Here is a 13,269-nt window from a genome sequence, read left to right as displayed (position 1 = left end):
CAGGGCCTGCCGGAGCAGTGCGGTGAGTGTACCGACATCTCCGACAGGCCCTACGGTGACGCGAGCAACTCACGTCCCGTGCACCGCAGTTGACCGAGCGTCACTCCACCAGGGCGGTCGCGCGCAGCATCTCGGGCGGGACGCCCCACGCGTCGACGAGGTCGACCGCCAGCGGCCGGACCTTGCGGCACAGGGCGTTCACCTCCCGGCTGACGGCCTTGGACCGCTGGACCGTGAGCCGGCCGTGCTCCATGAACCAGGCCCGGTCCTCCTCTATCGTCGACAGGGCGAACAGGTCGCACATCAGGTTCAGCGCCGCCTTGTTCCCGCCCTCCGGCAGCGCCTGCACCTTCTCCACGAACGCCTCCAGCACCAGCCGCTCGACGTGCGCGCGGGCGACGGCGATGACGTGGTCCTGCACCTGCGAGAAGACGACGCCGGCGTTGCGCTTCTGGGCGATCCCCCGCTTCAGCCGGCGGGCCAGGCCCGCGAGCATGTGCTCCTCCCGGAAGCGCAGCATGGCGAGCTGGTACTCCGGGTCCAGCAGGCCGGCCTCCCGGTCCCAGTCGTCGCCTCCGGGCAGCAGGTCGCGGACCCGTTCGAGCATCTTGTGGGCCGACGTCTTCTCGATCACCGTCTCCACCGCGAGACCGGCCACGTAACGGACCATGCCGAGCTGGTCCAGGTCCTCGAACTCGCTGGCGTAGTGGGTGAGCAGACCCTTGGCCACCAGTTGGAGCAGGACGTGGTTGTCGCCCTCGAAGGTGGTGAAGATGTCGCTGTCGGCCTTCAGGGCGGCGAATCGGTTCACCGCCAGGTACCCGGCGCCGCCGCACGCCTCGCGGCACTCCTGGACGACCCGGGTGGCGTGCCAGGTGCCGAGCGCCTTGGTCCCGGCGGCCCGCGCCTCCAGCAGTCGCCGCGCCTGCGGGTCGTCCTCGATGCCGGAGAACACGTCGTGCAGCTGGGCCCGCAGCACGTCCTGCGCGAAATGCAGCGCGTAGGTGCGCGCGACCAGCGGCAGCAGACGGCGCTGGTGCAGCCCGTAGTCGAGGAGCAGCTGCTCCTGCGTGTCCGACTCCGCCTCGAACTGCCGTCGCTGCACGGAGTACTTGACCGCGATCGCGAGGGCGACCTTGGCGACGTTGATCCCCGCGCCGGCGACGCTGACCCGGCCCTGCACGAGGGTGCCGAGCATGGTGAAGAAGCGCCGGTGGGGGTTCTCGATGGAGCTCTCGTACACGCCTTCGGGCGTGACGTCGGCGAACCGGTTGAGCAGCGCCTCGCGCGGCACCCGGACGCCGTCGAACCGGATGCGGCCGTTGTCCACCCCGTTGAGGCCCATCTTGCGGCCGTCGTCCTCGATGGAGACGCCGGGTGCGGGCTCGCCGCCGGCCCTGATCGGCACGACGAACGCGTGCACGCCCTCGGACCGGCCGCCCACCTCGAGCTGGGCGAAGACGACCGCCAGCTCGCCGTGGCGGGCCGCGTTGCCGATGTAGTCCTTGCGCGCCTCGTCGCCCCGGGTGGTGATGACGAACTCCTGGGCGTCGGGGTCGTACGTCGCGACGGTCCCCAGGGCCTGGACGTTGGATCCGTGCCCCGTCTCGGTCATCGCGAAGCAGCCCATCAGCCGCCCGGTGATCAGGTCGGGCAGGTACGCCTGGTGGTGCCGCTCGGTGCCCAGGTGCAGGATCGCGCCGCCGAAGAGCCCGAACTGCACGCCGACCTTGACGAGGACGGACAGGTCGCCGAAGGCGAGGGTCTCGAACGCCGCGATGGACGCTCCGACGTCGCCGCCCCCTCCGTACTCGCGGGGGAAGCCCATGCCGGTCTGGCCGGTGGCGGCCATCTCGACCACCAGCTCGCGCACCCGCTCACGGAAGGCGTCGAGGTCGAGGGCGTCGGCCTCCTCCAGGACGGAGGCGTACCTCACCAGGTTGGTGCGGACGAGGTCGCGGATCTCGGAGTACCCGCCGTCGAGCACCTCGGTCAGTGCCGGGACGTCGATCTCGGGTTGCGTCCAACCGCTCTCGGAAGTCTGGGTAGCGTCGGTGGCCATGCCCCTTCGCTACCCCGGTCCGGGCAGGTCAAGCGGTCGGCCGCGGCAGTTGGGGCCGTTCGGGCGACGCGCGGGCGGGCCCGGCTCCGCGGCCGAGAACGACCCGCTGCCGTGAACCGCCGCTCCCGGACGTGCGTCCTGATCCACGGTGCCGGAACGTGGGGCATCGGCACCCGCTCGACACCATGGAAGGGTTCCGGGATGGAGAAGACCTTGTCCGCCACCGTGGACACGACCCGCTCCCTCGAGGAGCTGGAAGGCGACCGCTGGCCGGACCCGCCGTCAGGATCCACCGCCCTCGTCCGTGCCGTGCACGCACTGCGGAAGCGGCCCGTGCGGGAGCTGGCGCCGGAGGACATGAGCCGCCTGATCACCCAGGACGTCGGGCTGCGGCAGCTCCTGCCGCGGGCCCTGGACCACCTGCGGGCGACGGCGCCCCGTGAGGCCGGACGGTTCTGGCTCGACGACGACCTCCTGTTCGCGGTCGTCACGCGTCGGGGCGAGGTGTGGCGGGACCATCCGGAATGGGTCCGCCACCTCGACGACATCCTTCGCCTCCTCCCGGAACTGTCCCCGTCCCTGCGACCGGACGTAAACGCGTTCCGCACCGCGGTCGCGGACCTGCTCGCACGGTGACGGCCGTCCCTGGACCTGATCACCACTCCGCTGCTCGACACGGTGAGGGACCGGGTACCGTCGGCCCTGCACCGGCTCGGTGCACTCGAGACCGCACTGCGGAGCCTGGACGAGGACCGTCACCGCGCCGACGCCCTCCTGGCGTTCGTCGGCGAACTGAGGGAGGAACACGCACGGTGAACCGGCACGTCCTGGTGGACTCGGCGCACGGCCGACAGGCTCCTGGTGAGGCCGGGCGTCCATGCGACTGAACCTCGGTGCCGACTGGCACGCGACGGTGACCGGCGAGCCGTTGCGCGCCACGCCCCGCTTCGCCGAGGGCGTCCTGGACCTCGGCCCGTGGAACGACCGGGTTGAGCGCGTCCGGTTCCTCACCGACACCTTCGGCAGTGAGCCCCACCTGTGGGACGACCCGGACGTCCTCCGTTTCGATCCGGACAGCAGGAGGTTGGTGGGGGCCGAGTTCCAGATGCCTCAGGAGGCCGTCCCGGCCGAGGAGGCCGCCCGTGTCCCGCTCGCCCCGGCAGTCGTCCCGGGAGGGCTGCGGGCGGAGGAGATCCGGGACTTCCGCCACCCGATGTGCACGGTGCTCTGCCGGGCCCCCGGCGACACCGTGCTGACCTGCCTGCGCGACATCGCCGTCCTCGACGAAGCGTTGGACGCCCGCATCGGCATCGCCCCGGACGTGGCCCTCCTCGTCCAGCGCGGCGCCGTCGTCGGCTGGAGCCTGACCGACCCGGTCCGCCACGTGACCGCCGGCTTCGCGGCCCCGGCTCCCGAAGCGCCCTCGCCCGCCACCCGTCGCCTGTTCAGCGAGTGCCTCGACCTGATCACCGTCCCCGACCTGGTCGACGGCCTGGTGGACGGCGAGCCGGCTGCCCTGGCGCGTCTCCACGCCGCCGACGACGCCCTGCGCGCCCAGCGCGAGGACCGCATGCGTGCCGAGGGCGTTGCGGGAGTTGATCTCCACCTACGTGGCGGACCACGGAGGCCGGTGACGGCCGGGGCAACCCGTCGGGGCGGAGGGAACGAGCACGGTGGCTCCCGGTTCCGCCGGGTCGCCCGCGCTCAGTCGGACAGTGCCGCCTGCCACATCCACGAGGTCCTGCGGGGCAGACCGTCCAGGTCCCCGCGTCCGGTGCACCACAGCAGCACCTGGTCCGGTTCACCGGTCGGGGCGTCGGGGAACAGCCGCTCGAGCACGGCCGCGCACAGCCGTGCCGGCGGCGTCCAGTCCACGCCCAGCCCGCGGGTGATGTCGTGGGTGTGCAGCAGGGTCTCGGCGACGCCCATCGCCGCGAACCCCGTCGGGTCGCACGGACCCCAGTGCCAGGCCCGCAGGGACGGGTCGGCGGTCGCCAGCGCGCTGCCGAGCAGCTCCCCGCAGGCGGCGGCCACCTGCAGAACCTCGGCAGGCGAGGCGGTGGGGTGCACGCACAGGTCGAAGGGGAGGTAGGCGTCGGCCGGGCGCGCGGCGAGCTGGCCCGCGTAGGCCAGCAGGTCGTGGCCGATGTGCACGGCCGTCTCCCGGCAGCTCCACTCCAGCGGGCCGGCCGGCACCGTCCAGTCCTCGCCCGTACGCGGTCCCAGCACCTCCAGCATCTGCGCCACGGCGGCCCGCACGTCCCGGTGGTCCACTCGGTGCTCCTCGCAGGGCTCGTCGCCCCGCCGACCGGCACGACGGAGCATTCGGCACCAACCCTAGGAGAAGCAGGCCGAGTTGGCTCAATGACGCACCTTGACTGGTACAGACCAATGCGATTGAGTGTGGGCTCCACACCCCCCACCACGGCCGTCCCCCACACCACGGCCGGCCCGGTCGCGTGCGTCGGTACGCGGTCCGCCCCGGTCGTCACGGCGGGTTCGGCCTCCGTTCGCAGGGAGTTGACCTCGTGTCGAAACGCCGCCTGTCCGCCGCCGTCGCCGTTCTCGCCCTGTCCGCCGCCACGCCCGTGCTCCTGCCGGCGACCGAGGCATCCGCGGCCGCCTGCTCCAGCTACCCCAACTGGGTCGCCGGGAAGTCCTACGCCACCGGCGCCATCGTGCGCTACACGGACGGCAAGGCCTACATCGCCGAGCACGACAACCCCGGTTACGACCCGACCATCAGCACCTGGTACTGGGACCCCTACGCCTGCGACAGCGGCTCCGGCACGCCGGTCGGCTCGTTCGTCGTCAGCCAGACGCAGTTCAACCAGATGTTCCCGAACCGGAGTTCCTTCTACTCCTACAGCGGCCTGACCGCCGCGCTCAGCGCCTTCCCCGGCTTCGCCACCACCGGGGACGACACCACCAAGAAGCGCGAGGCCGCCGCGTTCCTGGCCAACGTGAGCCACGAGACCGGCGGGCTGGTGCACGTCGTCGAGCAGAACACCGCCAACTACCCGCACTACTGCGACACCAGCCAGTGGTACGGCTGTCCCGCGGGCCAGGCCGCCTACTACGGCCGCGGCCCCATCCAGCTCAGCTGGAACTTCAACTACAAGGCGGCCGGCGACGCGCTGGGCATCAACCTGCTGAACGACCCGTGGCTCGTGGAGCGGGACGCGGCCGTCGCGTGGAAGACCGGCCTCTGGTACTGGAACACCCAGAGCGGCCCCGGCAGCATGACCCCGCACAACGCCATGGTGAACGGCGCCGGCTTCGGCCAGACCATCCGCTCCATCAACGGCTCGCTGGAGTGCGACGGCAGGAACCCGGCCCAGGTGCAGAGCCGGGTCAGCACCTACCAGCGCTTCGCGCAGATCCTCGGCGTCGACCCGGGCGGCAACCTGTACTGCTGAGCCCCGCTCCGGCCGTCGCCCCCACCCCGCCCGGGTGGGGGCGATGCCGTACGCGGCCTGCTCAGTCACCGGGCCCGGCTAGTGGATCAGGGCGTTCGCCGCGATGATCAACAGGCCGAGCAGCATGTCCATGCCCCCTGCCCGCAAGGAGGGCGGCCAGCGGCGGCCGGCGACGCGGGCGGCCCGGACCCCCACGCCGAACAGGGCGACGGTGTTCAGCAGCAGGGCCACGTCCACGGCCGTTTCCTCGGCCCACCATCCGGCGAGTGCGGCCAGGAGCAGGGCCACCGTGGGCAGCACCGCCACGACCAGCGGCCACTCGGCGGCAACCGCCTGCCGCCTGGTCGGGCCCCCTCCCCCGCGGACGTAGGCGCGGTGGGCGATGACGTGGGCGTAGCCGTGGGCGGCGGCCGACGCCACCGCGGTGAGCACCACCCAGAACGCGTCCGAACCGGGATCGGCCGTCTCGCCCGTCGAGTCCAGCGCGGAGATCATGGCGCTGGCCAGCACCAGTCCGTACGTCCCGCTGAACAGCCACTGCTCCGGCATGCGGCGCCGCGGCACGGCTCCGGGCGCGCCGCCCTCACGGCTGACGTCGTCGGCGTGGTCGGGCATCGCATCGCCTCGGTGGGGGTCAAGGGCTGGGCCCGCACATGCTCGCCCAAGGGGTGGCCGGCGGCCCCGACGCCACGCAGGCGAGCCCGGACGGTCCGCCCGAAGGGGCGCACCGGCGCGGCGGCATGCCGTCGCACCGCGCGAACCGTCCCTCCCGAACCTCCGGCCTCCCCGTCTCCGCCCTCGTCCTCGTCCTCGTCCTCGTCAGACGGTCCTCGCCGTCATCACCCCGAAGCCGGCGATGTACTCGCGGATCGGCCGGTAGTACCGGGTGTCGACCGCGTACCGTCCCGCCGCGCCGAGCGCGGCGAAGGCGGCCACCCAGGTGCGGACCTCGTGGGCGGAGTTGCCCGCGTCCGCGGCCATCTTCTCGGGATCCATGGTGTCGATCGCCGTCAGGTCCCCGGAGGCCAGGGTCTTCATCAGTGCCCGGTCCCACTCCGGGTTGAGGTCGCGCATCGTGGCGGTGCCGGCCGCGAACGCCCGGCCGGCCTCGATGACGCGCTGCTGGCGGGCGTCGCGGGCCGCGGCGGTGGGGTGGCGTCCGTCGAGCAGCAGCTTGCGCGCCGGTGCGTCGGCGGTGGCCCACTGCGGCACCGGCGGGTCGTGGGAGAGTCCGCCTGAGCCGATCACCAGGACGCGCTCGTCGAGGGTGGCCAGGAACGAGCCGACGGCCTCGCCCAGCAGGCGGACCCGGCGCATGGAGGTGAACGGCTTCGCCACCCCGTTGACGAAGACCGGGACGGTGGGCACGGTGTCGATGCCGCCGAGGAGGATCTCCAGCGGCTGGACCGCCCCGTGGTCGATCTCCATCCGCCGGGAGATCGCCACGTCGAGGTCGCGGTCGATCACGTGCTGGGCGAGCCGTTCGGCGAGTTCGGCCGGAACGTCGAGCGGTCCTTCGGCGGTGCCGTAGTCGCCGACGCCGAGGGCTTCGAAACCGATGCAGAACGGCGGCATCAGGTCGTGGAAGAAGCCGTTGTAGTGGTCGGGGGCGAAGGCGACCACCAGGGTCGGGTCGTAGTCCTGGACGAAGGAGCGGGCCTGCGCGAAGGCCGCGTCGACCTCTGCCTTGACCTCGGCCGGCGGGTCGTTGAACTCCAGCAGGGGCGAGTGCGACATGGTGACGAGGGCGAGACTCATGCGGGAACTCCGTTCGCGAGTGCTCCGGCGCGCCGGAGCGCGGCGAGCGCCTGGGAGGTCTGCTGGCTCAGGCAGGCGACGGCCACGAAGCGGTCGGGGCGCAGGACGACGGTGCCGCAGGCACGGACGTCGAACCAGTCCTTGAGCGCGCCGGACGGGTCGCCGACCACGGTGACCGGCGCGGGCGAGCCGGCGAACCGCTTCTGCGCCCACTCCCGCTGGGTCTCGGGCACGAAGGAGACCAGCTTGATCCGGTGGCGGCGGACGAACTCCAGGTCGGCGGGGGTGAGATGGGCGGTGGGGTCGCCGCCCCAGGACGCCAGGGTCCACCAGTCGCCGGTGACCTCGTCCAGCAGGACGTCCTCGACGTCGCAGGTGGTGACGCGGGGCTGGATGAACTGCAGTCCGACCGGCGAGGCCGAGCCGGGCGAGTCGACGAAGGGGAAGAGCTTCCCGCCCTTGAAGGTCGCCTGCGCGGTGCCGGGCCTCAGCGTCACCTGGTCGACGACGACACCGGCCGCGTAGCGCGGCATCGGCTTGAAGCGCAGTTCGCTGAAGTAGGCCTTCCACGTCGGCACCAGGTTGAGCGCCGTGGCCGCGCGGTCGCGCAGCCAGCCGCCGAGGGGCCGCATCTTCATCACGGTGCCGGCGGTCATGTTGACGTCGATCATGTCGGAGGCGTGCTTGCGGCGCTCCGTCGTGTACGTGTCGAGGAGGGCGTCACCGGCGTCGCCGTTCAGCACGGCGGTGAGCTTCCAGGCGAGGTTGGTGGCGTCCCGGATGCCGGAGTTCCACCCCTGGCCGAGCCAGACCGGCATGAGGTGCGCGGCGTCGCCCGCCAGGAAGACCCGGCCCTTGCGGAAGTCGGCGGCGACCCGCCCGTGGTGGGTGAAGGTGCGCTGGTTGATGATCTCCAGCGCCTCGGGGTCGGGCACGTGCCGCTTCAGCAGCCCGTTCATGAAGTTCCGGTCGTCGACCAGGTCCGTGGGCTCGTCGTCGTGGAGCATGAACTCCCAGCGGCGCACCCCCTGCGGCAGGCCGATGGACACGTACGGGCGGCGGGGGTCGGCCCCGAGGTAGACCGACGGGGTGCCGATCGGATCGTTGGCGACGTCCACCACGACCCAGCGCGTCGAGGGCGACTTCCCCTCGAACTCCACGCCCATCCACTTGCGGGTGAAGGAACTGCCGCCCTCGCAGCCTACGGCGTACCGGCCGGTGACGGTGACGGTCTCCAGGACGGCGCCGTCGGCGTCGAGTCGCTCGGCGGTGACGGCGACGTGGTCACCGCGGTCCTCCAGGCCGGTCACCCGGTGGCCGAACCGCAGTGCCTGCCCGGGGAAGCGTCCGAGCCCGGCCGCCAGCTCCTTGTCGACGAGCGGCTGGATGAACCCGTGCTTGCGCGGATACCCGAACTCCTGCGTCCTGGGGTCGTTGGTGGCGAGCACCTGACCGGTGCCGTTGACGAGCCGTACGACGTGGTGCGGAACGGTGTAGGGCCGGACCCGCTCCCACAGCCCCGCGGTGGCGAGGGTGCGGATGGCTTCGTCGTCGAGGCCGACGCCGCGGGGGTAGTCGATCAGTTCGTGGCGCGCCTCCAGGACGACGGCGCGGTGACCGCGCACGCCGAGCAGGTTGGCGAGGGTGAGCCCGACGGGGCCGGCTCCGACGACCACGACGTCGGTGTCGAGGGTGGGGGTGGACATGCGCGGCCTCAGTTGTGGGAGAGAAAGTCCACGACGAGACGGTTGAACTCGTCGGCGTGCTCGATCATGGCCCAGTGCCCGCAGCGGTTGAGGAGCACGAGGCGGGAGTTGGGGATGTTGGCGGTCAGCCAGAGGCTGACCTCGTAGTGCAGGACGCGGTCGTCGCGGCCGTGCACGATCAAGGTGGGCACCGTGATGTCCGGGATCAGGTCGCGGTCGACCTTGACCGGGATGGGGGCGCCGTGCGGGAGCCCCTCGACGTAGTTGCGCAGGTGCTCGGGGCGGGCCAGCGCCGCGGCGGAGCGGGCCTGCGTGAGCTCGGGCGTCGCGAAGCGCTCCTTGTCGAAGGTCATGATCTCGACCAGGGCCTTCATGTTCTCCGGGCCGGCGTCGCGGTAGGCGCGGGCGATGACCTTCAGTCCCTCGCTGGGACCGTCCGCCGCCGAGAAGAGGTTCTTCGTCCGGCCGCGGCCGAGCGAGGCGCCCATGGTGACCAGGTGGCTGATGCGCTCGGGGTGCAGGGTGGCGAACCGGATCGCGGTGTGCGCGCCCATCGAGTTCCCGACCAGGGCCGCCTTCTCGATGCCGAGGACGTCGAGGAAGGCGATCAGGTCGGCGTCGTGGTCCATGTCGGTGGTCGCGACGGCGTCCGACTCGCCCCAGCCGGGCATGTCGGGGGCGAGCACGCGGAAGCCACCCTGGGCGATGACGCCGATGTTCCCGGAGAAGTTCGACCAGCCGGTCGCGCCCGGGCCCGATCCGTGGAGGAGCACCACCGGCGGGGCCGAGGCGTCGCCGGCCTCGTAGTAACGAAGGTGCGTGCCCGACGGGAGGGTGAGGTCGCGGGACGCGGATTCCTGAGTGAGAGCCATGACGTCTCCTGTGCTACATGTGCACGCCTTCACGCGTTATTTGCACGTCCAGATGCAGGTCATAGCACCACCATCGGACCGTGAAGTCAATCCCACGGCCCCGTGGCGTCGGCGTCGGGCGAGGTCGGTCGCTTGGCGTCGGGCGAGGTCAGGCGGCCGCGTCGGGCGAGGTCACGCGGCCGCGTCAGGCATCGTCGGGCCTGCGCGCCGGGCGAGGTCAGGCAAGGCGCTCGGCCAGGCGCGCCGAGGCGGCGGTCAGCGACCCCGGCGCCTTCTCGGCGACCTCGGCGCGGTAGGTGATCAGGTTCAGGCACGCCGCGGGCAGCCCCGGCACGGCGATGGGCACGGCCACGCCGTACGCGCCGGGCTCGACCTCGCCGAAGGTGGCGGCATAGCCGCGCTCCCGGGCCTGGACGACGTCGGCCGCGTCCCCCGGCGCGGGGGCGCCGGCGGCGAGCAGGGCGACGCCGGCCGAGCCCCGGCCGAGCGGGTGCCTGCTGCCGGTGCGGAACGACAGCACGTAGCTCGCCCCGGGAGGCTCCATCACCAGCAGCGCCACCGCGTCGGCCCCCTCGGTCACCAGCAGGGAGATCGTGGCGCCGAGCTCGGCCGCGAGGTCGCGCATGACCGGCTCGGCGGCCGCCCGGAGCGTCGCGTGGATGCCGTCGGCCAGGGCGGCCAGACCGACGCCCGCGCGGTAGCGGCCGTCGCCGCCGCGCACCACGAGCCGGAAGTCGGCGAGGGTGCTGAGCAGGCGTGAGGCGATCGAACGGTGCACGTCGAGCTGGTCGGCCACGTCCTGGACCGTCAGCCCGTCGCGGGCCGTGGTCACCAGTTCGAGGGCGCGAAGGCCTCGGGCCAGGGTCTGGGCGCCGGCGGCGCGTGAGGTCTCAGCCATGCGCCGAGCCTACGGGGCGCGCGGCAAGGTCTTGACAGCACGGCGCACGGACACCAGTCTTCAGCAAATGCACGAGGACGTGCGCTATGTGCACTAGGAGAGCTGATGGACCTCAGAGACGCGATTCGGCAGAACCCGATGACCCGCTTCCAGTGGGTGATCGTGGCGATCTGCATCCTGCTGACGATGATCGACGGGTACGAGATCCTGATCACCTCGTACACCCTCCCGGCTCTCACCGAGCACTGGTCGCTGAGCACGGGGCAGCAGGGCCTCGTCGCCTCCTTCGGGACGCTGGGCATGGGTGTCGGGGCGGCGCTCCTGAGCCCGATCGCCGACCGGATCGGGCGACGCCGGCACATCCTCGGCGCGCTCGGGCTGATCGTGCTGGGCATGGTCCTCAGCGGGCTGGCGCCGTCGTTCGGGCTGTTCCTCACCTTCCGCTTCTTCGCCGGGCTCTTCCTCGGCGCGATCGTGCCGAGCGTCAGCGTGCTGTGCGCCGAGTTCTCCAGCCGGCGCCGTCGGGGCGTCGTCATGGGCGTCTACGGCATCGGCCTGCCGCTCGGCGCGGCCGTGGGCGGCTTCCTGTCGGTGTGGCTGATCGACGCCTTCACCTGGCGGGGGCCGTACTTCTTCGCCGCGGTCGTCACCGCGCTGCTCCTGCTCCTCGCGTACCGGTCGCTTCCCGAGTCGGTCGGTCACCTGGTCGAGAGGCGTCCGGCGGGCGCGCTCCGGGAGTACAACCGCATCGCGGCGAAGCTCGGCGTCGCGCCCGTCGAGGCGCTCCCCCCGGCCCAGGACGCCCGGAAGGTGACGTTCGCGGGCGGCATGTGGAAGGGCGTCATGCTGCCCCGCACCCTGCTGCTGTGGGTGTCCTACGCCCTGGTGATCGGCGCCTTCTACTTCGCCAACGGCCTGACCGCCAAGCTGGTCACCCAGACCACCGGGGACCCTGACTTCGGCATCCGCGCCCAGGCGCTGGTCGCCACGGGCGGCGTCGTCGGCGCCCTGCTCTTCGCCGCCGTCTCGCGCAGGCTCCACCCGCGCCTGGTGACGGCCCTCATCGGCGCCGTCGGGTGCGTGGTCTTCTTCGTCTTCGCCGCCTGGTTCGACGACCGGACGGCGGTCCTGGTGCTCGCGGTGCTGATCGGCCTGGCGGTCAACGGCGGCGTCGCCGCGTACTACGCGATCAGCCCGTCGATCTACCCGCTCGCCATCCGCACGGCCGCCGTCGGCCTGATGATGGGCGTCGGCCGGATCGTCGCCTTCTTCGCCCCCAACATCGCGACCTTCCTGGAGCAGCGCGGGTTCACTCCCGAGGAGCTCTACCGCCTCTACGGCGTCGTCATGGCCGTCTCCGCGGTCACCGTCACGGCGCTCCACCTGACCTACCGCGGCCGCCACCGCGAGGACGCCATGGACGCGGAGGACTCCGACGGGACCACCGGAAGCTCCGGCGGCACGGCCCGCTCGGCGGGCGGGACCTCGGCGGCGGGCGCCGGCAGGAGGACCGCGGACGTCCGCTGAGGCGGCCCCGACCGACCCGTTGCGGCCTCCGGGGGCGCCCGCCTGTCCCCCGTGCGAGCTACGCGGAGGTGTCCACCGTCGGGTGACGACGGGGGGACCCCCCGGTTCGTACCGTCGAGGCAGCCGCGGCGCTCCGGCCGCGCGCTGCTGAAGCGCACGCAGGCGCACGGGTGAAGGGGTTCCTCATGAGGCTGATATGGCAGCTGGTGGCCGTGGCGGTGGTCGCCATGGCCGGCGGCGGGGCGGTCGCGGCCGTGCAGGAGGACGGTCCGTGGCTCACCCTCGTCCTCGGCGTCGCGACGTCCGTGCTCGCGGTACTCGTCTACCGGTGGGTGGTGGCGCGGACCGAGCACCGCGCCGTCACGGAGCTGGGCCGGAAGGGCTTCGCGGCCGGGTGCGGCCTGGGAACGCTGCTCGGGCTCGCGTTGTTCGGGGTGGTCGTCGCGAACATCGCGTTCCTCGGGTACTACGAGGTCACCGGCCTGGGTTCGGTGCCCGGAGCGGTGGGGCTCGTCGGCTTCATGGCGGCCGCCGCCGTGACGGAGGAACTCCTCTTCCGCGGCGTGCTGTTCCGGGTGACCGAGGAACGGTTGGGCACGTGGTGGGCGATGGCGCTGTCCGGGCTGCTGTTCGGCGCGTTCCATCTGGCCAATCCGGACGCGGACCTCTACGGCGCCTTCGCCGTCGCCGTCGAGGCCGGCGGCATGCTGACCGCGGCGTACGTCGCCACCCGCCGGCTGTGGGCGCCGATCGGCGTGCACTTCGGGTGGAACTTCGCGGCCGGCGGCGTCTTCAGCGCCGAGGTCTCCGGCAACGGCGCCTCGCACGGTCTGCTGGACTCCGTGACGACCGGCCCGGCGTGGGTCACCGGAGGGGCGTTCGGGCCGGAGGGGAGCCCGTACGCGCTGGTGTTCTGTGTACTGGCCGGGGTGGTCTTCCTCCTGGTGGCCCGCCGGCGTGGCCGTCTGGTTCCCCGTCGCGGGCGCACGGAGCGGACGGCGGCCCTCGCTACACTCCCCCGGTGACG

At 72.4% G+C, this 13,269-nt stretch carries 11 protein-coding genes; 4 read left to right on the top strand and 7 right to left on the bottom strand.

Annotation, left to right across the window (positions count from 1 at the left end; all coding sequences use genetic code 11):
• Positions 1–100: 100 nt before the first annotated feature.
• Entirely contained in the window at positions 101–2,062 is a 1,962-nt protein-coding gene (locus ABT026_RS18730; protein WP_351115684.1) for an acyl-CoA dehydrogenase family protein, read from the bottom strand.
• Positions 2,063–2,263: 201 nt separating this feature from the next.
• Between ABT026_RS18730 and ABT026_RS18725 the strand changes: the two genes are divergently transcribed.
• Positions 2,264–2,698, top strand: a complete 435-nt coding sequence (locus ABT026_RS18725; protein ID WP_351115683.1) for a contact-dependent growth inhibition system immunity protein — start codon at positions 2,264–2,266, stop codon at positions 2,696–2,698.
• Positions 2,699–3,766: 1,068 nt separating this feature from the next.
• On the opposite strand, the gene ABT026_RS18720 is transcribed toward ABT026_RS18725, so the two are convergent.
• Positions 3,767–4,336, bottom strand: coding sequence for a maleylpyruvate isomerase N-terminal domain-containing protein (locus ABT026_RS18720; protein WP_351115682.1), 570 nt, complete (start codon positions 4,334–4,336; stop codon positions 3,767–3,769).
• 254 nt (positions 4,337–4,590) lie between these two features.
• Here ABT026_RS18720 and ABT026_RS18715 point away from each other — a divergent pair, with 254 nt between their 5' ends.
• Positions 4,591–5,481 (top strand): glycoside hydrolase family 19 protein, encoded by an 891-nt coding sequence (locus ABT026_RS18715; protein ID WP_351115680.1) that lies wholly within the window; start codon positions 4,591–4,593, stop codon positions 5,479–5,481.
• A 78-nt stretch (positions 5,482–5,559) separates the two neighbouring features.
• Here the strand turns inward: ABT026_RS18715 and ABT026_RS18710 are convergent, their stop codons facing one another.
• From ABT026_RS18710 to ABT026_RS18690, 5 genes are all read right to left on the bottom strand, one after another.
• The gene (locus tag ABT026_RS18710; protein ID WP_351115679.1) at positions 5,560–6,096 is read right to left on the bottom strand and encodes a hypothetical protein; all 537 of its coding nucleotides are present in this window, start codon (positions 6,094–6,096) and stop codon (positions 5,560–5,562) included.
• A 204-nt stretch (positions 6,097–6,300) separates the two neighbouring features.
• Positions 6,301–7,239: a 3-carboxyethylcatechol 2,3-dioxygenase gene (locus tag ABT026_RS18705; RefSeq protein WP_351115678.1), complete on the bottom strand. Its 939-nt coding sequence runs from the start codon at positions 7,237–7,239 to the stop codon at positions 6,301–6,303.
• Positions 7,236–8,945 carry a bifunctional 3-(3-hydroxy-phenyl)propionate/3-hydroxycinnamic acid hydroxylase MhpA gene (mhpA, locus tag ABT026_RS18700; protein ID WP_351115677.1) on the bottom strand — a complete coding sequence of 570 codons (1,710 nt, stop codon included), beginning with the start codon at positions 8,943–8,945 and terminating at the stop codon, positions 7,236–7,238. The genes ABT026_RS18705 and mhpA overlap by 4 nt, the downstream gene beginning before the upstream one ends.
• Before the next feature lie 8 nt (positions 8,946–8,953).
• Positions 8,954–9,817: an alpha/beta fold hydrolase gene (locus ABT026_RS18695; RefSeq protein WP_351115676.1), complete on the bottom strand. Its 864-nt coding sequence runs from the start codon at positions 9,815–9,817 to the stop codon at positions 8,954–8,956.
• 217 nt (positions 9,818–10,034) lie between these two features.
• On the bottom strand, positions 10,035–10,715 hold the full coding sequence (locus ABT026_RS18690; protein ID WP_351115675.1) for an IclR family transcriptional regulator: 681 nt from the start codon (positions 10,713–10,715) through the stop codon (positions 10,035–10,037).
• A 105-nt stretch (positions 10,716–10,820) separates the two neighbouring features.
• Between ABT026_RS18690 and ABT026_RS18685 the strand changes: the two genes are divergently transcribed.
• Both ABT026_RS18685 and ABT026_RS18680 read left to right on the top strand, forming a co-directional pair.
• Positions 10,821–12,242, top strand: a complete 1,422-nt coding sequence (locus ABT026_RS18685; RefSeq protein ID WP_351115673.1) for an MFS transporter — start codon at positions 10,821–10,823, stop codon at positions 12,240–12,242.
• 185 nt (positions 12,243–12,427) lie between these two features.
• Positions 12,428–13,267, top strand: a complete 840-nt coding sequence (locus ABT026_RS18680) for a CPBP family intramembrane glutamic endopeptidase (RefSeq protein ID WP_351115672.1) — start codon at positions 12,428–12,430, stop codon at positions 13,265–13,267.
• Positions 13,268–13,269 lie beyond the last annotated feature (2 nt).

The sequence above is a fragment of the Streptomyces sp. NPDC002734 genome (assembly GCF_040295685.1).
Classification (GTDB): domain Bacteria; phylum Actinomycetota; class Actinomycetes; order Streptomycetales; family Streptomycetaceae; genus Streptomyces.
This window is presented reverse-complemented; position numbering and strand designations above follow the sequence as displayed.

What these genes read in the sequence shown, in the direction of transcription:
- ABT026_RS18695 (WP_351115676.1), bottom strand. Translation starts at nt 9,817, where the DNA reads ATGGCTCTCACTCAGGAATCCGCGTCCCGCGACCTCACCCTCCCGTCG.
- ABT026_RS18725 (WP_351115683.1), top strand. Translation starts at nt 2,264, where the DNA reads ATGGAGAAGACCTTGTCCGCCACCGTGGACACGACCCGCTCCCTCGAG.
- mhpA (WP_351115677.1), bottom strand. Translation starts at nt 8,945, where the DNA reads ATGTCCACCCCCACCCTCGACACCGACGTCGTGGTCGTCGGAGCCGGC.
- ABT026_RS18680 (WP_351115672.1), top strand. Translation starts at nt 12,428, where the DNA reads ATGAGGCTGATATGGCAGCTGGTGGCCGTGGCGGTGGTCGCCATGGCC.
- ABT026_RS18705 (WP_351115678.1), bottom strand. Translation starts at nt 7,239, where the DNA reads ATGAGTCTCGCCCTCGTCACCATGTCGCACTCGCCCCTGCTGGAGTTC.
- ABT026_RS18710 (WP_351115679.1), bottom strand. Translation starts at nt 6,096, where the DNA reads ATGCCCGACCACGCCGACGACGTCAGCCGTGAGGGCGGCGCGCCCGGA.
- ABT026_RS18685 (WP_351115673.1), top strand. Translation starts at nt 10,821, where the DNA reads ATGGACCTCAGAGACGCGATTCGGCAGAACCCGATGACCCGCTTCCAG.
- ABT026_RS18690 (WP_351115675.1), bottom strand. Translation starts at nt 10,715, where the DNA reads ATGGCTGAGACCTCACGCGCCGCCGGCGCCCAGACCCTGGCCCGAGGC.
- ABT026_RS18730 (WP_351115684.1), bottom strand. Translation starts at nt 2,062, where the DNA reads ATGGCCACCGACGCTACCCAGACTTCCGAGAGCGGTTGGACGCAACCC.